The sequence below is a fragment of the Fervidicella metallireducens AeB genome (assembly GCF_000601455.1).
GTDB lineage: Bacteria > Bacillota > Clostridia > Clostridiales > Caloramatoraceae > Fervidicella > Fervidicella metallireducens.
In genome coordinates this window covers 1-22685 of sequence record NZ_AZQP01000041.1, presented here as the reverse complement: position 1 = coordinate 22685, position 22685 = coordinate 1, and the positions used below count along the sequence as shown (strand labels likewise).

The window sequence follows — 22685 nt, the reverse complement described above, 5'->3', positions numbered from 1 at the left end:
CCATATTAAGTAAAATTGAATATGCTTATACAACAGGCGATGTATTAGGAACAGCATTAAAAACAGTAACCTATAATTATGGTGATGCGAACTGGAAGGATAAATTTACTTCAATCACTGTAAGGATAGGTGAAGGTAACCCACAGATTTATGATATAACCTATGACGCAATAGGAAATCCATTAACATATAATGGATATACCTACACATGGGAAATGGGACGCCAATTAGCTGGTATCTCAGGGAATGGAATAAATGCCTCCTTTAAATACAACGCAGAGGGAATAAGAACACAAAAAACAGTAGGAACAGTAACAACAAAATATCATCTTGTTGGGGATAAGGTAACTTTAGAATCAAATGGATGCGACACAATCGACTACTCCTACGACAGTAGTGATAACCTAATTAGCATGAAGCTAAATGGGGTGGAGTACTATTATATAAGGAACGCTCAGGGTGATATATTAGGGTTGTTAGATGGTACAGGAACTCAGGTGGCATCATACACATATGATTCTTGGGGTAAGCTGATAAGCATTAAGGATCAGAATGGAAATGATGTAACTAATACTACTTGGCATATAGGGTATAAGAATCCTTATAGATACAAGGGGTATAGGTATGATAACGAGACGGGTATGTATTATCTACAAAGCCGATATTATAGTCCTGAATGGGGTAGGTTTATTAATGCGGATGCGTTGGTTGGTGAGACGGGACAATTATTATCTCATAATATGTTTGCATATTGCTTAAATAATCCTGTAAATATGGAAGATTCCGATGGAGATGTACCAAAGTGGGCTAAACATACATGGGATAGATTTGTAAAATGGAATAAAAATTCATATAAAAATATGAAATGGGCTATTGCAGCTACATTTATGGTTACGTATATGTTCTATAAACCATATATTGATCATATAATTCTCAGAAAAGTGAGTAATATAAAGTTTCCGAAAATTGGAACCTCCAAAAGCTCTTTTGGTAAGAAATCAGTTGGAGCAGCTCAATATCAACCAACAAGTATAAAGATGGTTAAAGATAATTATCTAAAGAAAAATGGTATAGATGCTCATAAGCTAAAGGCTGAGGTTGTTGGCAAAAATAATGTATCAAAATACGATATATATGTTGATAAAGATACAGGGCAACTTTGGGTTTATAGAAAAAAAGGAATAGGAGAAGGAATACGTACAGGTGAATATATAAAATAAAGAGGTGAATAAATTGAATAAGACGAAAGTAAAAGTTGAGTTTGTAATAGTTGGGGATGAATTTAATCCGGGTTTAGTAACTGAGAAACTACAAATTAATCCTAACGAATACTGGGTTAAAGGAGATGACATAAAAGGTAGAAATATAAAAAGAAAAGATAGTTGTTGGATTATTGGAACTGAATATGAGGAGTCCTCTGATATTAATAATCAAATAATTAAAGTATTAAATAAAATACAGGATAAGAAAAGCAATTTATGTGAACTAGGAGAATATTTTAATCTTGAGTATATATTATTAATAATCATAAATATAGAGGAGAATGAAAAGCCTGCAATATATTTTGAAAATGAAGTTATTCAATTTATGAATGATATTAAAGGTAAAATTGATATTGACTTGTATATTTTCTAGATATGATGTGGTAGTCATATGACATATGACTTATTTACGCAATAAATTGGGAGATGTTAATAAGAGTTTAGAAGAAAGAGGCTGTTACACAACTAACAAAATCAACGGGAATCAATGGGGACATTTAAGAATGTTTATAGGGACGGTCAACAATAGTTCGGAAGGAAGGGGATATTAGTTATAATATCCTCGCCTCCTCCTATTTTATAAACAGAAAAATTATTAAATGTCCCCATTTTTACTCACAGAGCTACACCTACGATGAGAATGGTAATGTAGTTTCAACAAAGGATCTTCAAAAGCAGACAACAAGCTTTGCTTACACAAATAATGACATGACAAAGATGGTTGACCCCAAGGGTAATAACTTTAAGTATAATTATTATACCAAGCATAATATACTTGATGCAACATCAGCTGAAAATGTTGTTTATGCATTTACCTACGATTCCTACGGGAATCCAGTTACATCAAAAATAAAGGATGCCGCAGGAACAACAGTTATAAACTCAAAGGCAACATATACAACAGATGGTAACTATATTAGTGAAGTTGAAGACTCAGAGGGAAATAAAGTACTTTACAGCTATAACAGTACTAAGGGAACCCTAGACAAGTTAACTGATGCAAAGGGTAATGAAACAAACTATGTCTACGACAACCTTGATAGACTTCAAAGTGTTTCAAAATCAGTAGACGGAAAGACAATATAATTTATAATTTACGGGACAGTTATGTACGGGACAGTTATGTATTGTTCTGAGTATAAGGGACACTTTGGTATTGTTATCGTTGTTGCATTTAGCGTGAATTTTCAAAAGAAACCTTTTTATAAGTTAATTTTAAGATGAAAAAATCCCGAAACTTTTCGTTTCGGGATTTTGTAAACTCTGAAATTATCTCTTTGAGAATTGTGGTGCTCTTCTTGCTTTCTTTAAACCGTACTTCTTTCTTTCTACCATTCTTGGGTCTCTTGTTAAGAATCCAGCTCTCTTTAAAACTGTCTTAAGCTCTGAATCTGCCTTAACAAGTGCTCTAGCGATACCGTGTCTGATAGCTCCAGCTTGACCTGTAAATCCACCACCATGAACGTTTACAATTACATCGTACTTGTCAACAGTTCCAGTTAAAGTAAGTGGCTGTCTTACTATAACCTTTAGTGTTTCAAGTCCAAAGTAGTTATCTATATCTCTCTTATTTATTGTAACTTTTCCTTCTCCTGGTACAAGTCTAACTCTTGCAACTGATGTCTTTCTTCTACCAGTACCATAATATTGTATTCTTTCCATTATGATATCCTCCCTTCACACCACATTAGTACTTAAGTTCAAGAACTTCTGGCTTTTGAGCTTCATGTTCGTGTTGAGCTCCAGCGTAAACCTTTAGTTTCTTGAACATTTTACTTCCAAGTGGTCCCTTTGGAAGCATTCTTCTAACTGCTTCTTCTACTACTAATTCTGGCTTAGTTTCAAGCATCTTTCTGTATGGAGTTTCCTTTAATCCGCCTGGATAAAGTGAGTGCTTTCTGTAAAGCTTTTGATCAAGCTTCTTTCCTGTTAAAGCTACCTTCTCAGCGTTTATTATTATAACGTAATCTCCAGTATCAACATGTGGTGTAAATGTAGCTTTGTTCTTACCTCTTAAAATTGCTGCAACTTGGCTTGCTAATCTTCCAAGAGTCTTATCTGTTGCATCTACAACGTACCATTTTCTTTGTACATCTTGGGCATTTGCCATGTATGTTTTCATTTTTTTCCCTCCCTGAACTGAACTCATCTGAACTCTAATCTGTAATCTGACCTGTAATAGTGTATATGTCTAAAGATCCGGGGCTAGTGGATCTTATTAAGCATTTTCACACATATTATATTTTAATCCAATGAGCCGGGTGTGTCAAGTATTAATAATACACCCTCTCAAGACATAAACCAGATGCTGGAGCAGTTTGCCCAGCTCTTTTCCTATCTTTACTTCTTATTATATCTTCTATGCTATCACAGCTTATTCGACCTCTTCCAACATCAATTAAGGTACCTGCAATAATCCTAACCATGTTATATAAGAAACCATCCCCTTCAATATAGAGTTTAATGATTTCTTCATCTTTAATAAGCTCTATATCTGAAATAGTTCTTATGCTTGTTTTCACTGAACTTCCAGTACTTTTAAAGGCAGAAAAATCATGGGTGCCTAAAAAATACTTTGAAGCTTTCTTCATCTTTTCAAAATCTAAATCATATTTACAATGTGCAACATAGTTTTTATATAGCGCAGGAGGTGTTATCCTATTAAGAATAGTATAGCTGTATCTTTTACCTACACTTGAATACCTTGCATGAAAGTCAAGTGGAACTTCCTCTGCATCAAGAATAACTATATCAATAGGCAATTTTGAGTTTAATGCACTTGGAATTTTAAAAACTGGTATTTTACACTCAGTTATAAAATTGGCAACCTGACCTTTAGCATGAACGCCTGAGTCAGTCCTGCTTGAGCCTATAAGCTTAATATCTTCTTTTGTTAAGTCTTGAATAGTTTCCTCAATTATTGCTTCAATTGAAATCTTATTGGGTTGCCTTTGCCATCCAAAATAGCTGCTTCCATCATATTCAATTGTCAATTTTATATTCCTCATTTTACCATCGCCTACTTAAAATACAAGTTATAATAAGTGTTAATGTTGCTAAAACTGCAATATAATCTCGATTTGCAATTTTTAATTGTTTTAGTCTTGTTCTTCCTTCTCCACCTCTGTAACATCTTGCTTCCATAGCCATTGCAAGCTCATCTGCTCTTCTAAATGAGCTTATAAAAAGAGGAACAAGAATTGGTATTAAATTCTTTGCCCTGTTTATAACATTTCCAGATTCAAAATCTGCACCCCTCGCCTTTTGAGCCTTCATAATTTTATCAGTTTCGTCAAGCAAGGTAGGTATAAATCTTAAAGCAATTGTCATCATCATTGCTAATTCATGGGCTGGAACTCCCAATCTTTTAAATGGATTAAGCAGTCTTTCAATCCCATCAGTTAACGCTATTGGCGAAGTTGTAAGTGTCAACAGGGATGTTCCTATTATTAAGAATATAAGCCTTATAACCATAAATATTGCTAAATATATACCTTTATCTGTAAATTTGACAGGTCCAACTCTATATATTACATCCCCTGGGGTTAATATTGCGTTGAAAATAGCTGTAAATATAATAATCCATAAAATAGGCTTTAATCCATTAAAAATATATTTAACTGGTATCTTTGATGTTAGAATTGCAATTAATGTGAATGCAATAATGAACCCATAGCCAACATAATTTTTAACTATAAAAAGTGTAATTATATAGGCAAAGGATATTAATATTTTTACCCTTGGATCCAATTTATGAACAAATGAATCTCCTGGCAGATACTGACCTATGGTAATATCCTTAATCATTTTTTTCCACTCCTTATTACCTTTAAAAGTTCTTGCTTTGCTTCATCCACAGTTATTACATCCTCTCGTATGTCAAAACCCTTTTCACGGAGCCTTTTGACAACATATGTTACCTGCGGAACTGCAAGACCTATATTTTCTAAAGTTTCTACATGGGTAAAAACTTCTTTTGGAGTACCACTAAGGATATTTTTCCCCTTATACATGACAATAAGTCTATCTGCCAATTTTGCAACATCTTCCATACTATGGGATACCAATATAATTGTCATTTTATATTCTTTATGAAGATTTTTTATCTCATAAAGAATTTCATCACGTCCTCTAGGATCTAAACCAGCTGTTGGCTCGTCAAGTATCAATACCTCCGGTTCCATTGCCAATACGCCGGCAATAGCAACTCTTCTTCTTTGTCCGCCACTTAAATCAAAGGGTGAACGATCTTTGTACTTGTCATAGTCTAGACTTACAACCTTCATAGCTCTTTTAATTCTTTTTTCAATTTCATCATCAGTCAAACCTAAATTTTTAGGACCAAAGGCAATGTCTTTATATACAGTTTCCTCAAAAAGCTGATGCTCAGGATACTGAAAAACCAATCCCACCTTCTGTCTTATCTGTTTTAGATTTGCACCCTTTGATGTAATAGATTCTCCATCAATATATATTTCCCCTGAGGTAGGTTTAAGCAGCCCATTAAGCTGTTGAATTAAAGTGGATTTACCTGAACCTGTATGACCTATAAGTCCAATAAATTCACCTTTTTTTATTTCCAGAGATACATCATTTAAAGCCGTCTTTTCAAAAGGGGTTCCTATCATATATTTATAAGTAAGATTCTCTATCTTAATTGACATAGTTCATCCACCATCTCTTCTATGGTAAGTATATCATTATCTATATCTATTCCACTTTTCCTAAGTTCATAGGCAAGTTCAGTAACCTGTGGAACATCTAAACCTATTTCTTTAAGCTCTCTAACTTTTGAAAATACCTCTCTTGGTGTACCTTCCAGGATGATTTTTCCCTTTTCCATAACAACAACTCTATCTGCATCAACTGCCTCTTCCATAAAATGTGTAATAAGACTATCGTTATACCATCTTCTTTATTAAGCCTTTTTATGGTTTCAATAACCTCATGTCTGCCTGATGGATCAAGCATTGCGGTTGGCTCATCAAGTATGATACAGTCCGGCTTCATAGCAAGTACACCAGCAATGGCTACCCTCTGTTTTTGACCACCTGAAAGCAAATGTGGTCCATGATGTGCATAGTCCTGCATATTTACAGCCGCTAGTGCTTCATCCACTCTTTTTCTAATCTCTGCTGGTTCAACGCCAAGGTTCTCAGGACCAAATGCTACATCCTCTTCAACAATTGTAGCAACTATTTGATTGTCAGGATTTTGAAAAACCATACCAGCTCTTTGTCTAATATCCCATAATCTATCTTCTTCTTTTGTATTTATACCATCAACATAGACATCACCCTGAGATGGTAACAAGATTGAATTAAAATGTTTTGCAATTGTGGATTTACCAGAGCCGTTATGACCTATTATTACTAAAAACTCACCTTTTTTTACTTTTAAGTCTACACCTTGTAGTGCTATGCTATTCTCATCATGACCATCTTTATGATAATAAAAATAAACATTATCTGCATTTAACATATTGCTTTCCATTTAGTACACCTTCTAATTGGTAGTTGTTATTTGTAAACATGATAAAAAGGGATTAAGTACAGATAATACTTAACTTAATCCCCAGTTAAAGTTACACTAATTCAAGGATTACAACTTCAGCTGCGTCTCCTCTTCTAGGTCCCATCTTTATAATTCTAGTGTATCCACCATTTCTTTCAGCATACTTTGGTGCTATATCAGTAAATAACTTATTAACAACAGCTTCTTCAGTTACATATGAAAGAACTTGTCTTCTTGAGTGTAGATCTCCTCTTTTAGCAAGAGTTATCATTTTCTCAGCTATGCTTCTTACTTCTTTAGCTCTTGTTTCAGTTGTCATCATTCTACCATCTTCTGACTTAAAGAAGCTAGTTACTAGATTTCTTAACATAGCTCTTCTTTGGTCACTTGGACGGCCAAGCTTGCGATATCCTGCCACTAAAATCCCCTCCTATTCATCGCCTTGTCTTAAACTTAATCCTAATGCATTTAGTTTTTGTTCAACCTCTTCAAGGGACTTCTTTCCAAGGTTTCTAACTTTCATCATATCTTCTTCACTCTTTGTAATAAGCTCTTGAACGGTGTTAATTCCAGCCCTCTTTAAGCAGTTATAGGATCTAACTGATAAATCAAGCTCCTCTATTGTCATCTCAAGAACCTTATCCTTCTTATCCTCTTCCTTTTCAACCATAATCTCTACCTTATCAGCATGATCAGTAAGAGTTAAGAAAAGCTTGAAGTGTTCAATTAATATCTTACTTGATAAACTAACTGCTTCCTCTGGCGTAATTGTACCATTAGTCCAAACTTCAAGAGTTAGCTTATCGTAGTCAGTAATCTGTCCAACACGAGTGTTTTCTACATAGTAATTTATTCTCTTTATAGGAGTGTAGATTGAGTCAATTGGAAGAACTCCTATTGCAAGGTTAGCACTCTTGTTCTTTTCTGCAGTAACATAGCCTCTACCCTTATCAATAGTCAACTCCATATAAAGTCTTCCACCTTCACTAACTGTAGCAATATGGTGGTCCTTACTTACTACTTCAACACTTCCATCTGACTTTATGTCAGCTCCTGTAACCTTAGCAGGTCCTACAACGTCTATAACAGCTGTTGTTGGTACATCTCCAACTGCTTTAATAGCCAGACCCTTTAGATTAAGTATAATTTCAACAACATCTTCCTTTACATTTGGAACTGTTGAAAATTCATGAAGTACACCTTCTATTTTAACAGAGGTAATCGCAGCTCCAGGTAATGATGAAAGAAGTATTCTCCTCATTGCATTACCTAGAGTCGTACCGTAACCTCTCTCTAATGGTTCAACAACAAATTTTCCATATGAACCATCTTCCGTTTTTTCCACACATTCTACCCTTGGCTTTTCTATTTCTAACATATTTTAACCCTCCTTTTACAAAAAGTAACCTTAACTGGCGAGGGCAACTGATTCTACACCAAAATTACTTACTGTAAAGCTCAACGATAAGAGTTTCATTAACTGGGATTTCTATATCCTCTCTTTGTGGAAGTGCAACAACTTTACCTTCCATCTTATCCTTATCAGTAACTAGCCACTTTGGTACATTTGTTGCAACTTCAGCTAATGCCTTGAACTTATTGCTAGTTCTGCTCTTTTCCTTTACAGCTATAACATCGCCAACACTAACTTGATATGAAGGAATATTTACTCTCTGTCCATTTACAGTAAAGTGGTTATGTCTTACTAATTGTCTTGCTTCTACTCTTGATGAAGCGAAACCTAGTCTGAAAACAACATTGTCTAATCTTGTTTCTAGAATCCTTAGTAAGTTTTCACCTGTGATTCCCTTTTGTCTGTCAGCTTCTTCATAGTAAGCTCTAAATTGAGTTTCTAGAACTCCGTATATTCTCTTAGCCTTTTGCTTTTCTCTAAGCTGAAGTCCGTAGTTTGTTAATTTCTTCTTGTTTTGTCCATGTTGTCCTGGTGCATAATTTCTTCTAGTTATAGCACACTTATCTGTATAACATCTATCACCTTTAAGATAAAGCTTAACGCCTTCTCTTCTACACAATTTACATGATGGTCCTGTATATCTTGCCATTTAATTTACACCTCCTATCATTAGACTCTTCTTCTCTTTGGTGGTCTACAACCATTATGAGGAATTGGAGTAACGTCCTTTATAAGACTAACTTCAAGTCCTACAGCTTGAAGAGCTCTAATTGCTGCTTCTCTTCCTGCTCCTGGTCCCTTTACATATACTTCTACAGTCTTCATTCCATGGTCAACTGCAATCTTAGCTGCAGTTTCAGCTGCCATTTGGGCAGCAAATGGAGTACTCTTTCTTGATCCTCTAAATCCAAGAGCACCAGCACTTGACCATGATATAGCATTTCCAACTGCGTCTGTCAAAGTTACTATTGTATTGTTAAATGTTGATTGGATATGTGCTTGACCGCGATCAACATTTTTACGCTCTTTTCTCTTTCTAACCTTTTTGCCTTTAGTCTGAGCCGCCATTCATCGTCCCTCCTTAATTACTTCTTCTTTTTACCGCCAACAGTTCTCTTTGGACCTTTTCTTGTTCTAGCGTTTGTCTTAGTTCTTTGTCCTCTTACTGGAAGACCTCTTCTATGTCTCATTCCTCTGAAGCATCCAATTTCCATAAGTCTCTTGATGTTAAGAGCAATTTCTCTTCTTAGATCACCCTCAACTACAAAGTTCTTATCAATATATTCTCTTATCTTGTTAACTTCTTCGTCGTTTAAATCTTTAACTCTTGTATCTGGATTTATACCTGTTTCTGAAAGAATCTTCTGAGCACTTGGCTTTCCTATACCGTAAATGTAAGTTAGTGCTATTTCAACTCTTTTTTCTCTTGGTATGTCAACACCTGCTATTCTTGCCATTGAGTTTTTACACCTCCTGTATTCTACATTAACTGATTACCTGACATTAAGTTAAAATATATATTATCACTGAAGTGCCTTCAGTGCAGCCGCTTCAAAATTAGCCTTGCTTTTGCTTATGCTTTGGGTTTTCGCATATAACCATTACTCGACCTTCTCTTTTGATTATCTTGCACTTTTCGCATATTGGTTTTACTGATGGTCTAACCTTCATGGCTACCCCTCCTTACTACTTTGCTCTCCATGTAATTCTACCCCTAGTAAGATCATATGGTGAAAGTTCAACAGTCACCTTATCTCCTGGAAGTATTCTAATAAAATTCATTCTTAGTTTACCTGAAATGTGAGCGAGTATTTTATGACCATTCTCTAATTCTACCTGAAACATCGCATTTGGTAAAGCCTCTAATACGGTACCTTGTAATTCAATTACATCGTCCTTTGACATAAGGTAATCAAACCTCCTTATAATAAATCCATTGACGTTAAACTTTTTCTCAGGTCTGCATCTGTGATGTGCTTTTTTTCCTTTAGGCTAGCTGAAATATTTTCAGCTATTTTCTTGTGGAAAACAAGATGCTTTATTTTTTTCTTCTTTGGGTTGTCAATTTTTCTTAAGTCCCCATCGGCTATTAATACATAATCATTATCAACTATACCGACTACAATAAAGTATCTGTCTTTGTCCCTTCCAGCTTTGGAATGAACTATCTGTCCCAGGGTAATGCCTTCCATATAATCCACCTCTTTAAATCATTGTCAATATTTCAGGCCCATTTTCCAGTATGACAATAGTATTCTCATAATGAGCTGATAACTTACCATCATAAGTAATAACAGTCCACCCATCATTGAGTTCATCAACAGCATAGGTTCCTAGATTAACCATTGGCTCAATTGCCAAGGTCATTCCTTTGGCAAGTTTTGGCCCTCTGCCTGCTTTCCCAAAATTAGGTACTGGAGGCTCCTCGTGCATTTCCTTGCCTATACCATGCCCAACATAATCCCTAACCACAGACATACCTTTTTCTTCAACAAAAGTCTGTATTGCGTGGGAAATATCACCTATTCTATTGCCAATCACTGCTTTTTTTAATCCTTCAAAAAAACTTTCCCTGGTAACATCAATCAATTTCTGTGCCTCGGGAGTAATTCTGCCTACCGGAAAGGTTCTTGCAGCATCACCATGGAAACCTTCAAAAAATGCTCCACAGTCAACGCTTATTATATCTCCTTCTTTTAAAACTACGTCTCCCGGTATCCCGTGAACAACCTGTTCATTTATTGATGTACAAAGTGTTGCTGGGAACCCATAATATCCCTTAAACGATGGGCGGGCTCCACAGCTTCTTATATAATCTTCAGCAATTCTGTCTAGTTCTTTAGTGGTGATCCCAGGTCTAATTACCTCTTCTATTTTTGCCAAAGTTTCAGCAACTATTCTTCCTGCTTTACGCATATTTGCTATTTCATTGCTAGATTTTAGATAAATCATTTATTATCGCTCCCTATAACAGTGCAGATATCTTCAAAGACTTTGTCAATATCCTGTTCACCATCTATATCTCTAAGAAGACCCTTTTCCTGATAATATTCAATCAGTGGCTGAGTTTGTTTTTCATAAACATTTAGTCTACTTTCAACTGTTTCAGCACTGTCATCTGCTCTCTGAACAAGACTTCCACTGCAGTAATCACATATGCCATCCTGTTTAGGAGGATTGAATATTACATGAAAACTTGCTCCACACTTAGGGCAAACTCTTCTTCCTGTAAGTCTTTCTACAAGTCTTTCAGTAGGAACCTTTATATTGATAACATGATCAAGAGCTGAACCCATTGAACTTAATACTTCATCTAGAGCATCTGCCTGGGCTACAGTTCTTGGGAAGCCATCAAGTAAAAATCCTGCATTGCAGTCTTCTTGCTTTATTCTATCTTCAACTATTCCAACAGTCACTTCATCTGGAACAAGTTGGCCTTTATCAATATATTCCTTTGCCTTAAGTCCAAGTGGTGTCTGTTCCTTTATGTTTTTTCTGAATATGTCACCAGTTGAAATGTGAGGTATTCCTAACTTTTCAACTATATATTTTGCCTGCGTTCCTTTTCCTGCACCAGGAGGTCCAAGAAGTACTAATTTCATAAATATCATCTCCGTGCGAAACTATTTCAAGAAACCCTCGTAATGTCTCATTACTAGTTGTGCTTGAAGTTGTTTTTTCATTTCAAGTGCTACCCCTACTACGATTAATATTGCTGTTCCTCCAAATTGCAACTGACCGAAATCGCTGTATTGAGCTAATATAATAGGCATCGTTGCCACTATAGAAGCAAACAAACCACCAATAATAGTCATTCTATTTAGTATCCTTGCAAGATATTCTTCTGTTGGCTTTCCTGGTCTAAAACCTGGAACAAAGCCACCACTCTTTTGCAGATTTTTTGCAACCTCATCTGGTTTAAATGTTACAGATGTATAGAACCATGTAAAAAATACTATTAGAATTACATATATAATTGGATATAACGGTTTCTTTGCGCTTAACCATCCAGAATTAAATAAGATATATAACTTATTTGTTGGATCAAGTGTCATTTGAGTTATAATCATCGGAAATTGCATTACTGACATAGCAAAAATAATTGCTATTACTCCCGCAGAGTTAACATTTATTGGAATGTGTGTACTCTGTCCTCCATAGGTTTTCATCCCTACTCTTCTTTGTGCATACTGAACTGGTATTCTTCTTTCTGCTAAGTCCATTGCAACTACACCTGCAATAACAAGAAGTGCAAAGGCAGCAAAGAGAATAACTTGAACAATATTTACAGTTCCTCCCTTAAGAAGAATTCCTACTTGCATTCCCATTGAAGGTATTCTAGCAAGTATACCTGCAAAAATGATTAAAGAAGTTCCATTTCCTAATCCGTACTCTGTAATCTTTTCACCTAACCACATTACAAAAGTTGTACCTGCTGTTAATGTCAGAATGATTATAAATATCTGTGTCCAAGAGTTATCTATAAGAGCTCCGTTATTTCTTAAATACAGGCTTATACTAACTGCTTGGATTAAACAGAACACAATTGTACCATATCTGGTATATTCAGCGATTTTCTTTCTGCCCTCTTCTCCTTCTTTTTGAAGTTCTTCAAGGGCAGGAATAGCAATAGTCAACAAGCTCATTACGATGGATGAGTTGATGTAAGGAACAACACCTAATGCAAAAATACTGAAATCTTTAAAAGCACCACCTGAAATCACATCCAAGAATCCAAACAGCATACCGCCACTCATTAATTGTTCAAGGGCGGTTCTGTTAATACCAGGAACAGGAATAAAAACTCCTGCCCTGTATACCATTAATAGAGCCAAGGTTATCAAGAGTTTCGATCTAATATCGGCAACTCTCCATGCATTACGTAAGGTTTTTAACATATTAAATCACCTCTATTTTGCCTCCGGCAGCTTCTATCTTTTCTATTGCTGACTTTGTGAACTTGCTAGCCTTTACAGTTAGGCTCTTAGTTAATTCTCCGTTACCAAGAATTTTTACACCATCTAGTAAATTCTTAACTACTTTTGCTTCCTTTAGAAGTTCTGGTGTAACTTCTGTTCCGTTCTCGAATCTATTTAAAAGTTCGATATTAACTTCTGCATATTCTTTAGCAAATATATTAGTGAATCCTCTTTTTGGAAGTCTTCTGTGTAATGGCATTTGACCTCCTTCGAATCCTGGTCTTACGCCACCACCTGAACGTGAACCTTGACCCTTTTGTCCTCTACCTGCAGTCTTACCAAGACCTGAAGCAGTACCTCTACCTTTTCTCTTAGCTGGTCTAACTGTTCCAGGAGCTGGTCTTAATTCATGTAGCTTCATATCGGCACCTCCCTCTTATTATACTTCTTCTATCTTAACCATATATTTTACTTTTTCAATCATTCCTCTTATTTGAGGAGTAGCTTCGTGCTCAACTACGCTACCGATTTTCTTTAAGCCGAGGGCCTTAACTGTTGCTATATGGTCAGGTTTTTTTCCGATTAAACTCTTTGCTAATGTAACTTTAACTTTAGCCACCGTACTTCCCTCCTAACCTAATATTTCTTCAACAGTCTTTCCTCTAAGTTTAGCTATTTCCTCAGCTGTTCTTAATCTGGAAAGTCCGTTTATAGTTGCATTTACCATATTCTTTGAATTATTTGATCCTAATGACTTTGATCTTACATCCTTAATACCTGCAAGTTCAAGTACGGCACGCACAGGGCCACCTGCTATAACTCCTGTACCTTCTTTAGCTGGCATTAAAAGAACTTTACCAGCACCAAATTCTCCAATTACGTCGTGTGGAATAGTTGTTCCAACAACTGCAACTTCAATAAGATGTTTTTTAGCATCTTCTACTGCTTTTCTGATTGCTTCAGGTACTTCTGTAGCTTTTCCCATACCAACACCAACGTGTCCGTTTTCATCTCCAACAACAACTAATGCGCTGAATCTGAAGTTTCTACCACCCTTAACAACCTTAGCAACTCTGTATATCTTAACAACCTTTTCTTTAAGGTTTAACTTGCTAGGATCGATTCTCATCTATTTCCCTCCTTCTTCAATTAGAAGTCAAGGCCTGCTTCTCTTGCAGCGTCTGCAAGCTCCTTAACTCTTCCGTGATAAATATATCCGCCTCTATCAAAAACTACTTCTTTTATTCCCTTTTCTATAGCTTTTTTAGCAACTAATTGTCCAACAAGCTTAGCAGCTTCCTTGTTTCCACCGTTAGCAATGTTACCAGCGATTTCTTTGTCAAGTGTTGATGCTGCTACAACAGTAACTCCTAGATCATCATTTATGATTTGAGCATACATATGCTTATTACTTCTGAAAACGTTTAATCTTGGACGTTCTGCAGTTCCATAAACCTTCTTACGAACTCTTAAGTGTCTTTTTTCTCTTTGTTCGTTTCTGGATGGCTTATTGATCATTCAAGCTCACTCCTTTCTATTACTTCTTACCAGTCTTACCTTCTTTACGTCTGATTACTTCATTAGCGTACTTAATTCCCTTGCCCTTATATGGCTCAGGTCTTCTAACGTCTCTAACTACTGCTGCAACCTGACCAACAACTTCTTTGTCGATACCCTTTACTATAATTTGTGTAGCAGCAGGAACTTCGAATTCTATTCCTTCTTCAGGCTTTATTTCAACTGGATGTGAATATCCAACGTTAAGTACTAAATTCTTTCCTTGCTTTGAAGCCTTGTAACCAACTCCAACAAGCTCAAGATTCTTTTGGTAACCAACATTAACTCCTGTTACCATGTTGTTTATAAGAGCTCTTGTTAAACCATGTAAAGCTCTTACTTCCTTTTCGTCATTTGGTCTAGTTACAACAACTGTATTACCTTCAACTTTTATATTTATAAGTTTGCTCATTTCCTTAGTAAGTGTTCCCTTTGGACCTTTAGCTGTTACAACATTGTTTCCGTCAACTGTAACAGTAACTCCCTGAGGAAGAGCAATTGGAAGTCTTCCTACTCTTGACATAATCGCACCTCCTATTCAATTGAATTACCAGATGTAGCAGATAACTTCTCCACCTATTCCATTCTTTCTTGCGTTTTTATCAGTCATTATTCCCTTTGAAGTTGATAATATAGCAGTTCCTAGTCCTCCAAGAACTTTTGGTATATTATCCTTTTGTGCGTAAACTCTTAATCCTGGCTTTGATATTCTTCTAAGTCCAGTAATTACCCTTTCATTTCCTTGGCCGTACTTTAATGTTAACTTTAACATTGGTACTGAGCCATCCATATATTCTTCAACAGAGCTGATGTAACCTTCTTCAACCATTATTTCAGCAATGGTCTTCTTTATCTTTGAGGCTGGTAGCTCTACTATTTCATGCCTAACTATATTTGCGTTTCTGATACGAGTTAGCATATCAGCAATTGGGTCCGTCATAACCATAATTACTGCCTCCTTTCACTACATCTAATTACCAGCTTGCTTTTCTGCAACCTGGGATTTCTCCTTTATATGCAAGTTCTCTAAAGCATATTCTGCAGATACCATATTTTCTTAATACAGCATGTGGTCTTCCACATATTCTGCATCTTGTGTATGCTCTTGTTGAGAACTTAGGTTCTTTCTTCCATTTTTCAATCATTGCTTTACGTGCCATACTATTCCCTCCTTATTTATTGAGCGAATGGCATTCCAAGAAGCCTTAATAATTCTCTTGCTTCTTCGTCTGTCTTTGCAGTTGTTACAAATATAATATCCATTCCTCTAAGTTTTTCTACCTTATCATATTCTATTTCAGGGAATATAAGTTGTTCTTTAACTCCTAATGAGTAGTTTCCTCTTCCGTCAAATGCCTTGTTTGAAACTCCTTTGAAGTCCCTTACTCTTGGAAGCGCTACATTCATAAGTTTATCAGCAAATTCGAACATCTTTGCCCCTCTTAAAGTAACTTTACATCCGATTGGCATTCCTTGTCTTATCTTAAAGTTAGCAACTGATTTTCTAGCTCTTGTTACTACTGGTTTTTGACCAGCTATTAATGTTAAATCATTAACTGCTGCGTCTAGTAACTTTGAGTTATCTTTAGCGTCGCCAACACCCATATTTAAAACTATCTTTTCAAGTCTTGGTACTTCCATTATGCTTTTGTATTGGAACTTTTCGCGTAATGCTGGTACCACTTCATTTTCGTACTTTTCTTTAAGTCTTGGTATCATTTAGTGAACCTCCTTTCGAGAAATTAGAATGTTTCGTTACACTTCTTACAAACTCTAACCTTGCTTCCATCTTCAAGAATCTTGTGTGCTATTCTTGTAGCCTTGTTACACTTAGTGCAGTATAACATAACGTTTGAAGCATGCATTGGAGCTTCTTGATGAACTATTCCACCTTGTCTGTTAGCTACGTTAGGCTTAACATGCTTAGTCACCATGTTTGCACCCTTAACTATTACTCTATTTGATTTTGGTATTACCTTAAGAACTTCGCCCTTTTTACCTTTGTCTTTTCCTGAGATTACTACAACTGTATCTCCTCTTTTAACATGAACTTTAGCCATTGACACTCAAGCCACCTCCTAACATTATAGTACTTCAGGGGCTAGTGAAAGGATTTTTGTAAATTCCTTTTCTCTTAGCTCTCTTGCAACAGGTCCAAATATTCTTGTACCCCTTGGAGTCTTGTCGTCTTTTATTATAACAGCTGCATTTTCATCAAATTTGATGTAAGAACCATCTGCTCTTCTAACACCTTTTACTGATCTAACAATAACAGCCTTTACAACATCTCCCTTTTTAACAACACCTCCGGGTGTTGCACTCTTAACGCTAGCAACTATTATATCACCAATATTGCCATATCTTCTAGTTGAACCGCCTAAAACTCTGATACACATTATTTCTTTAGCACCTGAGTTGTCAGCAATTTTTAACATAGTTTGTTGCTGAATCATGAAAGTTACCTCCTTTCAAAGCTTAATTACTTAGCTCTTTCCATAATTTCAACAAGTCTCCATCTCTTATCCTTGCTAAGTGGTCTTGTTTCCATTATTTTAACAATATCACCAATGTGAGCATCGTTATTTTCATCATGAGCCTTAAATTTAGTTGTTCTATTAACAGTTTTTCCGTAAAGTGGGTGACGTACCTTAGTTTCTACAGCTACTACGATTGTCTTTTCCATTTTATCAGAAACAACCTTGCCTATTCTAACTTTTCTAAGTCCTCTTTCCACAGGATATACCTCCCTTCATTACTTCTCGATAGCCGTAAGCTCTTTCTCCCTTAGGATGGTTTTTAATTGAGCTATTGACTTCTTAACGTCCTTTATTCTCATTGGGTTTTCAAGCTGTCCAGTTGCAAGTTGAATCTTAAGTTGAAAAGTTCAGCCTTAAGTTCCATTACCTTCTTCTGAAGTTCAGCTGCACTATTTTCACGTAACGTCTTTAATTCATTAGCCTTCATTTACTTCACCACCCATTTCTTCAAAGTCTCTTCTTGTTACAAACTTTGTCTTTATAGGAAGTTTGTGTGAAGCAAGTCTCATAGCCTCTCTTGCTACTTCCTCAGATACGCCCTTAAGCTCAAATAATACTCTACCTGGCTTAACTACTGCTACCCAGTATTCTGGTGAACCCTTACCTGAACCCATACGAGTTTCAGCTGGTTTCTTTGTAACTGGCTTATCTGGGAATATCTTTATCCAAAGCTTTCCGCCTCTTCTTATATATCTGTTAATTGCTATTCTGGCAGCTTCAATTTGATTACTTGTAATCCATGCTGGTTCCATTGCCATTATAGCGTAGTCTCCGTATGCTATAAAGTTACCTCTTGTTGCCTTACCGTTCATTTTTCCACGCATAACTTTACGATGCTTTACTCTCTTAGGCATTAACATGGTATATTTCCTCCTTCCTGTAAGAGTTATTGCGCTGCTACTTCATTAGTCTCTGTAGCTACAACTTCTCTTTTCTTTCCTAAAATCTCGCCTTTGTATATCCAAACTTTAACACCAATTTTTCCATATGTTGTGTTTGCTTCTGCAAAACCGTAGTCTATATCTGCTCTTAATGTTTGTAGTGGGATTGTACCTTCATGGTATCCTTCTGTTCTCGCCATTTCAGCTCCGCCAAGTCTTCCTGATACAGCTGTCTTAATACCCTTAATTCCAAATCTCATTGATCTTTGTATTGATTGCTTCATAGCCTTTCTGAAAGAAACTCTCTTTTCAAGTTGAGCTGCTATGTTTTCAGCAACAAGTTGAGCATCAGTTTCAGGGTTTTTAATTTCAACTATATTGATAACAAGATTTTTCTTTGTCATCTTTTCAAGGTCTTTCTTTAGAACTTCAACTCCAGCTCCGCCTTTGCCTATTATTATACCAGGCTTAGCAGTGTGGATGTTAACTTTAACTCTGTTTGCAGTTCTTTCGATAACAACCTTTGAAACTCCAGCTAAAAAGTATTTGTTCTTTATATATTCTCTAACCATGTTATCTTCTACAAGAAGATCTGCGAAATTTTTATCATTTGCATACCATTTAGCATCCCAGTCCTTAATTACACCTACTCTTAATCCATGTGGATTTACTTTTTGTCCCACGCTTTGACCCTCCTTCTGGTTATGCTCTTTCTCTAACTACCATAGTTATATGACTTGTTCTCTTTAATATTCTGTATGCTCTACCTTGAGCTCTTGGTCTAAATCTCTTAAGAGTTGGACCTTGACCTACATATGTTTCAGCTACATAAAGTTTTGAAACATCCATTCCGTTATTATTTTCTGCATTAGCTATTGCTGACTTTAAAAGTTTTTCTACAACAGGAGCAGCTGCTCTTGGTGTGTGCTTAAGTATTGCTAATGCCTCTCCAGCGTTTTTGCCTCTTATCAGGTCTAATACAACTTTTACCTTTCTTGGAGACATTCTAATGTATTTAGCATATGCTTTTGCTTCCATTTAAGCGCCCTCCTTTCTTATCTTACCTTTGATTTTCTTTCGTCATCATCATGACCTTTGAATGTTCTAGTTGGTGCGAATTCACCAAGCTTATGTCCTATCATATCCTCTGTTACGTATACTGGAACGTGCTTTCTTCCATCATAAACTGCTATTGTGTGTCCTGCCATCTGAGGAAATATTGTTGAACTTCTTGACCAAGTCTTTAAAACCTTCTTTTCTCCAGTTTTATTCATATCAACTATTCTCTTAAGAAGTCTTTCATCTACAAATGGTCCTTTTTTTACTGATCTACTCATTTACGGGCCTCCCTTCACAAAGGTTAGTTCATTAGGATGCGGAGTTCATAAGATAATATCTTATGACTCCTATCCTATTACTTATTTCTCTTCTTAACAATGAATGCATCTGAGTATTTCTTATGTTTTCTTGTCTTGTAACCAAGAGTTGGTTTACCCCATGGAGTAACTGGACTTGGACGTCCAATTGGTGATCTACCTTCTCCACCACCGTGTGGATGGTCACATGGGTTCATTACAGAACCTCTAACTGTTGGTCTTATACCCATGTGTCTCTTTCTACCAGCTTTACCGATATTAACAAGCTCATGAGCACTGTTACCAACCATACCTACTGTTGCTCTACAGTCCATTCTTATATATCTAACTTCACCACTTGGTAGTCTAACTTGTGAATATTCACCTTCTTTAGCCATTAGCTGAGCTGCTGCCCCTGCTGATCTAACTAATTGACCACCTTTTCCTGGTGCAAGCTCTATATTGTGAATCATAGTACCAACTGGAATGTTTCTTATTGGAAGAGCATTTCCAACTTTGATATCTGCTTCAGGTCCTGATACAACTGTATCTCCAACCTTTAATCCTTCTGGAGCTATGATATATCTCTTTTCTCCATCAGCATATGTTAATAGAGCAATAAAACATGTTCTGTTTGGATCGTATTCTATTGCAACTACCTTTGCAGGTACGTTGTCTTTATTTCTCTTAAAGTCAATTATTCTGTACTTTATTTTTGCGCCGCCACCTCTATGACGAACAGTGATTCTTCCGTATGAGTTTCTTCCGGAATTCTTCTTTAATGTTACAAGCAATGACTTCTCTGGCTCAGCTTTTGTAACTTCGTCGTAAGCTAAAACTGACATATTTCTTCTACCAGGTGAAGTCGGATTGTATTGCTTTACTGCCATTTGTGTTCCCTCCTTTTTTCCGCTTTTCTGACCATGGTGGTCAATACATGCTTAATTATCTATTGATTAAGCGTTGAATCCTTCAAAGAATTCAATTGACTTGCTGTCAGCAGTTAACTTAATGATTGCTTTTTTATAATCAGCTCTTCTTCCAACATGAACACCAAGTCTCTTTACTTTACCATCATAGTTAAGAGTTTTTACATCTTCAACCTTAACTCCGAAAATTTCTTCAACTGCTCTCTTTATCATTGACTTGTTAGCGTCAACATGAACCATGAAGGTGTATTGTCTGTCAGCCATTTGTGCCATTGATTTTTCAGTTATCACTGGCTTTAGGATTATATCATAACTTGTTAGTTTCATTATGCATACACCTCCTCAACTTTTGCAACTGCACCCTTTGTAATTATGAACTTTTCGTACTTAATTATATCGTAAACATTTAAGTTGTTTACTGGAAGTACGTGAGCTCCTTCTATGTTTCTTACTGACTTGTAGATTGTATCGCAAGCTTCCTCAACAACTATAAGAGTCTTCTTTGCTTCAAACTTCTTTAACATTTCTACAATTGTTTTAGTTTTTGGAGCATCTAATTTAAGTTCATCAAGTACAATTATGTTATTTCCAACTACTTTTGAAGTCATAGCTGACTTAAGAGCTAATCTCTTTATCTTCTTAGGTACAGTGTAGCTGTAATCTCTTGGCTTTGGTGCAAATACGATACCACCGTGTGTCCATTGTGGTGATCTTATTGAACCATGTCTAGCTCTTCCTGTTCCTTTTTGTCTCCATGGCTTAATGCCACCTCCGGAAACTTCAGCTCTAGTTAGTGCTGATTGAGTTCCCTGTCTCTTATTAGCTAGTTGCATCTTAACAACTTGATGCACAGCTTCCTTATTTATTTCAACTCCGAAAACAGCATCACAAAGCTCGATTTCTCCAACTTGTTCAGCATTCATATTATATAAAGCTACTTTAGGCATTGTACTTCCTCCTTTCCTTAGAAAATTAAGCCTTAACTGAGTCTTTTATTATTACTAGACCCTTCTTTGGTCCTGGAACCGCTCCTCTAACAAGGATAAGGTTTCTTTCAGCGTCAACTCTTACAACTTCTAGATTTTGAATTGTTGACTTAACATTTCCTAAATGTCCTGGCATTCTCTTGCCCTTGAAAGTTCTTGATGGGTATGATGAAGCTCCCATTGAACCTACTCCTCTGTGGTACTTTGAACCGTGGGACATAGGTCCTCTGTTGAAATTCCATCTCTTAATTCCACCAGCAAATCCTTTACCCTTTGAAGTTCCTGTAACGTCAACTTTGTCTCCAGCTGAAAAAACATCAGCTTTTAACTCGCTACCTACTTCATATCCAGTAATATCTTCAAGTCTTAATTCCTTTACGAATCTTCTTAACTTTACGTTTGCTTTAGCAAATTGACCCTTAACTGGTTTGTTAACAAGTTTTTCTCTAATATCACCGAAACCAACCTTTATTGCGTTGTATCCGTCAGTTTCAACAGTTTTCTTTTGTATAACCACACATGGGCCTGCTTCTATTACAGTTACTGGAATCACTCTTCCTGTTTCGTCGAAAATCTGAGTCATTCCAACTTTTCTTCCAAGTATTGCTTTTTTCATTACTTGCACCTCCTCAACTAATTAGCGGAATGCATAAGCATTCATAATAGTCCAAATTAAAGCTTTATTTCAATATCTACACCAGCTGGTAAATCAAGTCTCATTAGAGAATCAACTGTCTTTTGTGTTGGGTTTAATATGTCTATTAGTCTCTTATGAGTTCTGATTTCAAATTGCTCTCTTGAATCCTTATACTTGTGAACAGCTCTTAGGATTGTTACAACATCCTTTTCTGTTGGAAGTGGTACTGGACCAGAAACTGTAGCACCTGTCTTCTTTGCTGTTTCAACTATTTTTTGAGCTGATGAATCAAGTAAATTGTGATCAAAAGCCTTTAACTTGATTCTTATTTTTTGCTTTGCCATAAAAATTCCCTCCTTTTCATCGTACGCTTTGTTTTTCCTACGCACGACAGCGGTTGTTCTGTACACTATTCCGGGTGTTTCGTCTTTTTAAAAGACAAAAACAAGTACAGGACCCCCGTCGCCCGATTCTTGATCAGGACATTCTCAGCAAGAATTCCCCCGGATACCGGCAACCTCTTGCATCATCGCAGTCCAAACACATTACAACTCTTATATTCTACAATATTTTTGTAAAAATATCAATAGTAATATAAAATTTTTATTAAAAAAATCTTACTTTTGTTTGTTTAAATGTGGTATTTTTTATCAAAATTATGGGAAGGTAATCACCTTCCCATAATCAATATTTA

The 22685-nt window shown here is 36.1% G+C and carries 39 protein-coding genes and 2 pseudogenes; 3 read left to right on the top strand and 38 right to left on the bottom strand.

What is annotated here, in order from left to right; genetic code table 11:
- The 3 genes from Q428_RS16055 to Q428_RS11320 form a co-directional block, all read left to right on the top strand.
- Positions 1-1220: RHS repeat-associated core domain-containing protein (locus Q428_RS16055; protein ID WP_051515133.1), on the top strand; the 1220-nt coding region annotated here is incomplete at its 5' end.
- A gap of 13 nt (positions 1221-1233) precedes the next feature.
- Positions 1234-1635 (top strand): DUF4279 domain-containing protein, encoded by a 402-nt coding sequence (locus Q428_RS11325; RefSeq protein ID WP_035381045.1) that lies wholly within the window; start codon positions 1234-1236, stop codon positions 1633-1635.
- Positions 1636-1970: 335 nt separating this feature from the next.
- A complete protein-coding gene (locus Q428_RS11320; protein WP_035381043.1) occupies positions 1971-2348 on the top strand; it encodes a hypothetical protein in 378 nt (125 codons plus the stop codon).
- Between the two features lie 183 nt (positions 2349-2531).
- On the opposite strand, the gene rpsI is transcribed toward Q428_RS11320, so the two are convergent.
- The 38 genes and pseudogenes from rpsI to rpsJ all read right to left on the bottom strand — a co-directional run bounded on the left by rpsI (position 2532) and on the right by rpsJ (position 22335).
- Positions 2532-2924, bottom strand: coding sequence for a 30S ribosomal protein S9 (rpsI, locus tag Q428_RS11315; RefSeq protein WP_035381041.1), 393 nt, complete (start codon positions 2922-2924; stop codon positions 2532-2534).
- Positions 2925-2949: 25 nt separating this feature from the next.
- A complete protein-coding gene (gene rplM, locus Q428_RS11310) occupies positions 2950-3384 on the bottom strand; it encodes a 50S ribosomal protein L13 (RefSeq protein WP_035381039.1) in 435 nt (144 codons plus the stop codon).
- Positions 3385-3535: 151 nt separating this feature from the next.
- On the bottom strand, positions 3536-4270 hold the full coding sequence (gene truA, locus Q428_RS11305) for a tRNA pseudouridine(38-40) synthase TruA (protein WP_035381037.1): 735 nt from the start codon (positions 4268-4270) through the stop codon (positions 3536-3538).
- Between the two features lies 1 nt (position 4271).
- Positions 4272-5069: an energy-coupling factor transporter transmembrane component T family protein gene (locus Q428_RS11300; RefSeq protein ID WP_035381035.1), complete on the bottom strand. Its 798-nt coding sequence runs from the start codon at positions 5067-5069 to the stop codon at positions 4272-4274.
- On the bottom strand, positions 5066-5926 hold the full coding sequence (locus Q428_RS11295) for an energy-coupling factor transporter ATPase (protein WP_035381033.1): 861 nt from the start codon (positions 5924-5926) through the stop codon (positions 5066-5068). The genes Q428_RS11300 and Q428_RS11295 overlap by 4 nt, the downstream gene beginning before the upstream one ends.
- Positions 5911-6755, bottom strand: a pseudogene (locus Q428_RS11290) (energy-coupling factor transporter ATPase). The gene Q428_RS11295 and the pseudogene Q428_RS11290 overlap by 16 nt, the downstream one beginning before the upstream one ends.
- A 91-nt stretch (positions 6756-6846) precedes the next feature.
- The gene (rplQ, locus tag Q428_RS11285; RefSeq protein WP_035381031.1) at positions 6847-7194 is read right to left on the bottom strand and encodes a 50S ribosomal protein L17; all 348 of its coding nucleotides are present in this window, start codon (positions 7192-7194) and stop codon (positions 6847-6849) included.
- Between the two features lie 12 nt (positions 7195-7206).
- Complete coding sequence (locus Q428_RS11280) at positions 7207-8154, bottom strand: DNA-directed RNA polymerase subunit alpha (protein WP_035381029.1); 948 nt, start codon at positions 8152-8154, stop codon at positions 7207-7209.
- 64 nt (positions 8155-8218) lie between these two features.
- Complete coding sequence (rpsD, locus tag Q428_RS11275; RefSeq protein WP_035381027.1) at positions 8219-8839, bottom strand: 30S ribosomal protein S4; 621 nt, start codon at positions 8837-8839, stop codon at positions 8219-8221.
- A 20-nt stretch (positions 8840-8859) separates the two neighbouring features.
- Positions 8860-9258, bottom strand: coding sequence for a 30S ribosomal protein S11 (rpsK, locus tag Q428_RS11270; RefSeq protein WP_035381025.1), 399 nt, complete (start codon positions 9256-9258; stop codon positions 8860-8862).
- 17 nt (positions 9259-9275) lie between these two features.
- Positions 9276-9647: a 30S ribosomal protein S13 gene (gene rpsM, locus Q428_RS11265; protein WP_035381023.1), complete on the bottom strand. Its 372-nt coding sequence runs from the start codon at positions 9645-9647 to the stop codon at positions 9276-9278.
- Positions 9648-9747: 100 nt separating this feature from the next.
- Positions 9748-9861 carry a 50S ribosomal protein L36 gene (rpmJ, locus tag Q428_RS11260; protein ID WP_035381021.1) on the bottom strand — a complete coding sequence of 38 codons (114 nt, stop codon included), beginning with the start codon at positions 9859-9861 and terminating at the stop codon, positions 9748-9750.
- Between the two features lie 15 nt (positions 9862-9876).
- A complete protein-coding gene (gene infA / locus Q428_RS11255) occupies positions 9877-10095 on the bottom strand; it encodes a translation initiation factor IF-1 (RefSeq protein ID WP_035381019.1) in 219 nt (72 codons plus the stop codon).
- A gap of 17 nt (positions 10096-10112) precedes the next feature.
- Positions 10113-10382 (bottom strand): KOW domain-containing RNA-binding protein, encoded by a 270-nt coding sequence (locus tag Q428_RS11250; RefSeq protein WP_035381017.1) that lies wholly within the window; start codon positions 10380-10382, stop codon positions 10113-10115.
- Positions 10383-10395: 13 nt separating this feature from the next.
- Positions 10396-11142, bottom strand: a complete 747-nt coding sequence (map, locus tag Q428_RS11245; RefSeq protein WP_035381015.1) for a type I methionyl aminopeptidase — start codon at positions 11140-11142, stop codon at positions 10396-10398.
- Positions 11139-11792: an adenylate kinase gene (locus Q428_RS11240; protein ID WP_035381013.1), complete on the bottom strand. Its 654-nt coding sequence runs from the start codon at positions 11790-11792 to the stop codon at positions 11139-11141. Before Q428_RS11240 ends, map begins: the two co-directional genes overlap by 4 nt.
- Before the next feature lie 21 nt (positions 11793-11813).
- On the bottom strand, positions 11814-13088 hold the full coding sequence (secY, locus tag Q428_RS11235; protein ID WP_035381011.1) for a preprotein translocase subunit SecY: 1275 nt from the start codon (positions 13086-13088) through the stop codon (positions 11814-11816).
- Between the two features lies 1 nt (position 13089).
- Positions 13090-13530 (bottom strand): 50S ribosomal protein L15, encoded by a 441-nt coding sequence (gene rplO, locus Q428_RS11230; RefSeq protein ID WP_035381009.1) that lies wholly within the window; start codon positions 13528-13530, stop codon positions 13090-13092.
- A gap of 18 nt (positions 13531-13548) precedes the next feature.
- Positions 13549-13728, bottom strand: coding sequence for a 50S ribosomal protein L30 (gene rpmD / locus Q428_RS11225; RefSeq protein ID WP_035381008.1), 180 nt, complete (start codon positions 13726-13728; stop codon positions 13549-13551).
- Between the two features lie 12 nt (positions 13729-13740).
- Positions 13741-14238: a 30S ribosomal protein S5 gene (gene rpsE / locus Q428_RS11220; RefSeq protein ID WP_035381006.1), complete on the bottom strand. Its 498-nt coding sequence runs from the start codon at positions 14236-14238 to the stop codon at positions 13741-13743.
- A 20-nt stretch (positions 14239-14258) separates the two neighbouring features.
- Positions 14259-14627: a 50S ribosomal protein L18 gene (rplR, locus tag Q428_RS11215; RefSeq protein WP_035381004.1), complete on the bottom strand. Its 369-nt coding sequence runs from the start codon at positions 14625-14627 to the stop codon at positions 14259-14261.
- Positions 14628-14646: 19 nt separating this feature from the next.
- Positions 14647-15189 (bottom strand): 50S ribosomal protein L6, encoded by a 543-nt coding sequence (gene rplF / locus Q428_RS11210; RefSeq protein WP_035381002.1) that lies wholly within the window; start codon positions 15187-15189, stop codon positions 14647-14649.
- 24 nt (positions 15190-15213) lie between these two features.
- Positions 15214-15612 carry a 30S ribosomal protein S8 gene (gene rpsH / locus Q428_RS11205; RefSeq protein WP_035381000.1) on the bottom strand — a complete coding sequence of 133 codons (399 nt, stop codon included), beginning with the start codon at positions 15610-15612 and terminating at the stop codon, positions 15214-15216.
- 28 nt (positions 15613-15640) lie between these two features.
- Positions 15641-15826, bottom strand: coding sequence for a type Z 30S ribosomal protein S14 (locus tag Q428_RS11200; RefSeq protein ID WP_035380998.1), 186 nt, complete (start codon positions 15824-15826; stop codon positions 15641-15643).
- 16 nt (positions 15827-15842) lie between these two features.
- Positions 15843-16385 carry a 50S ribosomal protein L5 gene (gene rplE, locus Q428_RS11195; RefSeq protein WP_035380995.1) on the bottom strand — a complete coding sequence of 181 codons (543 nt, stop codon included), beginning with the start codon at positions 16383-16385 and terminating at the stop codon, positions 15843-15845.
- Positions 16386-16408: 23 nt separating this feature from the next.
- Positions 16409-16726, bottom strand: a complete 318-nt coding sequence (gene rplX, locus Q428_RS11190; RefSeq protein WP_035381047.1) for a 50S ribosomal protein L24 — start codon at positions 16724-16726, stop codon at positions 16409-16411.
- 24 nt (positions 16727-16750) lie between these two features.
- On the bottom strand, positions 16751-17119 hold the full coding sequence (gene rplN, locus Q428_RS11185; protein WP_035380993.1) for a 50S ribosomal protein L14: 369 nt from the start codon (positions 17117-17119) through the stop codon (positions 16751-16753).
- Positions 17120-17145: 26 nt separating this feature from the next.
- Positions 17146-17400 carry a 30S ribosomal protein S17 gene (gene rpsQ, locus Q428_RS11180; protein ID WP_035380991.1) on the bottom strand — a complete coding sequence of 85 codons (255 nt, stop codon included), beginning with the start codon at positions 17398-17400 and terminating at the stop codon, positions 17146-17148.
- Positions 17401-17418: 18 nt separating this feature from the next.
- Positions 17419-17567 (bottom strand): annotated as a pseudogene (gene rpmC, locus Q428_RS11175) (50S ribosomal protein L29).
- 52 nt (positions 17568-17619) lie between these two features.
- Positions 17620-18063, bottom strand: coding sequence for a 50S ribosomal protein L16 (rplP, locus tag Q428_RS11170; protein WP_035380989.1), 444 nt, complete (start codon positions 18061-18063; stop codon positions 17620-17622).
- Positions 18064-18089: 26 nt separating this feature from the next.
- The gene (gene rpsC, locus Q428_RS11165) at positions 18090-18767 is read right to left on the bottom strand and encodes a 30S ribosomal protein S3 (RefSeq protein WP_035380988.1); all 678 of its coding nucleotides are present in this window, start codon (positions 18765-18767) and stop codon (positions 18090-18092) included.
- Between the two features lie 19 nt (positions 18768-18786).
- Positions 18787-19122 carry a 50S ribosomal protein L22 gene (rplV, locus tag Q428_RS11160; RefSeq protein WP_035380986.1) on the bottom strand — a complete coding sequence of 112 codons (336 nt, stop codon included), beginning with the start codon at positions 19120-19122 and terminating at the stop codon, positions 18787-18789.
- Positions 19123-19139: 17 nt separating this feature from the next.
- Positions 19140-19421 carry a 30S ribosomal protein S19 gene (rpsS, locus tag Q428_RS11155; protein ID WP_035380984.1) on the bottom strand — a complete coding sequence of 94 codons (282 nt, stop codon included), beginning with the start codon at positions 19419-19421 and terminating at the stop codon, positions 19140-19142.
- A gap of 77 nt (positions 19422-19498) precedes the next feature.
- Positions 19499-20329: a 50S ribosomal protein L2 gene (gene rplB, locus Q428_RS11150; RefSeq protein WP_035380982.1), complete on the bottom strand. Its 831-nt coding sequence runs from the start codon at positions 20327-20329 to the stop codon at positions 19499-19501.
- A 66-nt stretch (positions 20330-20395) separates the two neighbouring features.
- A complete protein-coding gene (rplW, locus tag Q428_RS11145) occupies positions 20396-20695 on the bottom strand; it encodes a 50S ribosomal protein L23 (protein WP_035380980.1) in 300 nt (99 codons plus the stop codon).
- Positions 20695-21315, bottom strand: a complete 621-nt coding sequence (gene rplD / locus Q428_RS11140) for a 50S ribosomal protein L4 (RefSeq protein ID WP_035380978.1) — start codon at positions 21313-21315, stop codon at positions 20695-20697. The genes rplW and rplD overlap by 1 nt, the downstream gene beginning before the upstream one ends.
- Positions 21316-21340: 25 nt before the next feature.
- A complete protein-coding gene (rplC, locus tag Q428_RS11135; RefSeq protein WP_035380976.1) occupies positions 21341-21970 on the bottom strand; it encodes a 50S ribosomal protein L3 in 630 nt (209 codons plus the stop codon).
- Positions 21971-22026: 56 nt separating this feature from the next.
- Positions 22027-22335, bottom strand: coding sequence for a 30S ribosomal protein S10 (gene rpsJ, locus Q428_RS11130; RefSeq protein WP_035380974.1), 309 nt, complete (start codon positions 22333-22335; stop codon positions 22027-22029).
- Positions 22336-22685 lie beyond the last annotated feature (350 nt).

Excerpts from the sequence above, each read along its gene's own strand:
- rplF (WP_035381002.1), bottom strand. The coding sequence starts at position 15,189 with ATGTCAAGAGTAGGAAGACTTCCAATTGCTCTTCCTCAGGGAGTTACT.
- rplV (WP_035380986.1), bottom strand. The coding sequence starts at position 19,122 with ATGGAAGCAAAAGCATATGCTAAATACATTAGAATGTCTCCAAGAAAG.
- rplD (WP_035380978.1), bottom strand. The coding sequence starts at position 21,315 with ATGCCTAAAGTAGCTTTATATAATATGAATGCTGAACAAGTTGGAGAA.
- rplM (WP_035381039.1), bottom strand. The coding sequence starts at position 3,384 with ATGAAAACATACATGGCAAATGCCCAAGATGTACAAAGAAAATGGTAC.
- Q428_RS11320 (WP_035381043.1), top strand. The coding sequence starts at position 1,971 with ATGACAAAGATGGTTGACCCCAAGGGTAATAACTTTAAGTATAATTAT.
- rplC (WP_035380976.1), bottom strand. The coding sequence starts at position 21,970 with ATGAAAAAAGCAATACTTGGAAGAAAAGTTGGAATGACTCAGATTTTC.
- map (WP_035381015.1), bottom strand. The coding sequence starts at position 11,142 with ATGATTTATCTAAAATCTAGCAATGAAATAGCAAATATGCGTAAAGCA.
- rplX (WP_035381047.1), bottom strand. The coding sequence starts at position 16,726 with ATGGCTAAAGTTCATGTTAAAAGAGGAGATACAGTTGTAGTAATCTCA.
- infA (WP_035381019.1), bottom strand. The coding sequence starts at position 10,095 with ATGTCAAAGGACGATGTAATTGAATTACAAGGTACCGTATTAGAGGCT.
- rplN (WP_035380993.1), bottom strand. The coding sequence starts at position 17,119 with ATGATTCAGCAACAAACTATGTTAAAAATTGCTGACAACTCAGGTGCT.
- Q428_RS11240 (WP_035381013.1), bottom strand. The coding sequence starts at position 11,792 with ATGAAATTAGTACTTCTTGGACCTCCTGGTGCAGGAAAAGGAACGCAG.
- rplB (WP_035380982.1), bottom strand. The coding sequence starts at position 20,329 with ATGGCAGTAAAGCAATACAATCCGACTTCACCTGGTAGAAGAAATATG.
- rplR (WP_035381004.1), bottom strand. The coding sequence starts at position 14,627 with ATGATCAATAAGCCATCCAGAAACGAACAAAGAGAAAAAAGACACTTA.
- rpsE (WP_035381006.1), bottom strand. The coding sequence starts at position 14,238 with ATGAGAATCGATCCTAGCAAGTTAAACCTTAAAGAAAAGGTTGTTAAG.
- rpmJ (WP_035381021.1), bottom strand. The coding sequence starts at position 9,861 with ATGAAGGTTAGACCATCAGTAAAACCAATATGCGAAAAGTGCAAGATA.
- rpsI (WP_035381041.1), bottom strand. The coding sequence starts at position 2,924 with ATGGAAAGAATACAATATTATGGTACTGGTAGAAGAAAGACATCAGTT.
- Q428_RS11280 (WP_035381029.1), bottom strand. The coding sequence starts at position 8,154 with ATGTTAGAAATAGAAAAGCCAAGGGTAGAATGTGTGGAAAAAACGGAA.
- rpsM (WP_035381023.1), bottom strand. The coding sequence starts at position 9,647 with ATGGCAAGAATAGCAGGTGTTGACATACCAAGAGAAAAAAGAGTTGAA.
- rplE (WP_035380995.1), bottom strand. The coding sequence starts at position 16,385 with ATGATACCAAGACTTAAAGAAAAGTACGAAAATGAAGTGGTACCAGCA.
- Q428_RS11295 (WP_035381033.1), bottom strand. The coding sequence starts at position 5,926 with ATGTCAATTAAGATAGAGAATCTTACTTATAAATATATGATAGGAACC.
- rplO (WP_035381009.1), bottom strand. The coding sequence starts at position 13,530 with ATGAAGCTACATGAATTAAGACCAGCTCCTGGAACAGTTAGACCAGCT.
- rplW (WP_035380980.1), bottom strand. The coding sequence starts at position 20,695 with ATGAAACTAACAAGTTATGATATAATCCTAAAGCCAGTGATAACTGAA.
- rpsJ (WP_035380974.1), bottom strand. The coding sequence starts at position 22,335 with ATGGCAAAGCAAAAAATAAGAATCAAGTTAAAGGCTTTTGATCACAAT.
- rpsH (WP_035381000.1), bottom strand. The coding sequence starts at position 15,612 with ATGGTTATGACGGACCCAATTGCTGATATGCTAACTCGTATCAGAAAC.
- rpsS (WP_035380984.1), bottom strand. The coding sequence starts at position 19,421 with ATGAGTAGATCAGTAAAAAAAGGACCATTTGTAGATGAAAGACTTCTT.
- rplP (WP_035380989.1), bottom strand. The coding sequence starts at position 18,063 with ATGTTAATGCCTAAGAGAGTAAAGCATCGTAAAGTTATGCGTGGAAAA.
- truA (WP_035381037.1), bottom strand. The coding sequence starts at position 4,270 with ATGAGGAATATAAAATTGACAATTGAATATGATGGAAGCAGCTATTTT.
- rpsD (WP_035381027.1), bottom strand. The coding sequence starts at position 8,839 with ATGGCAAGATATACAGGACCATCATGTAAATTGTGTAGAAGAGAAGGC.
- Q428_RS11200 (WP_035380998.1), bottom strand. The coding sequence starts at position 15,826 with ATGGCACGTAAAGCAATGATTGAAAAATGGAAGAAAGAACCTAAGTTC.
- rpsK (WP_035381025.1), bottom strand. The coding sequence starts at position 9,258 with ATGGCGGCTCAGACTAAAGGCAAAAAGGTTAGAAAGAGAAAAGAGCGT.
- secY (WP_035381011.1), bottom strand. The coding sequence starts at position 13,088 with ATGTTAAAAACCTTACGTAATGCATGGAGAGTTGCCGATATTAGATCG.
- Q428_RS11300 (WP_035381035.1), bottom strand. The coding sequence starts at position 5,069 with ATGATTAAGGATATTACCATAGGTCAGTATCTGCCAGGAGATTCATTT.
- Q428_RS11250 (WP_035381017.1), bottom strand. The coding sequence starts at position 10,382 with ATGGAAGGCATTACCCTGGGACAGATAGTTCATTCCAAAGCTGGAAGG.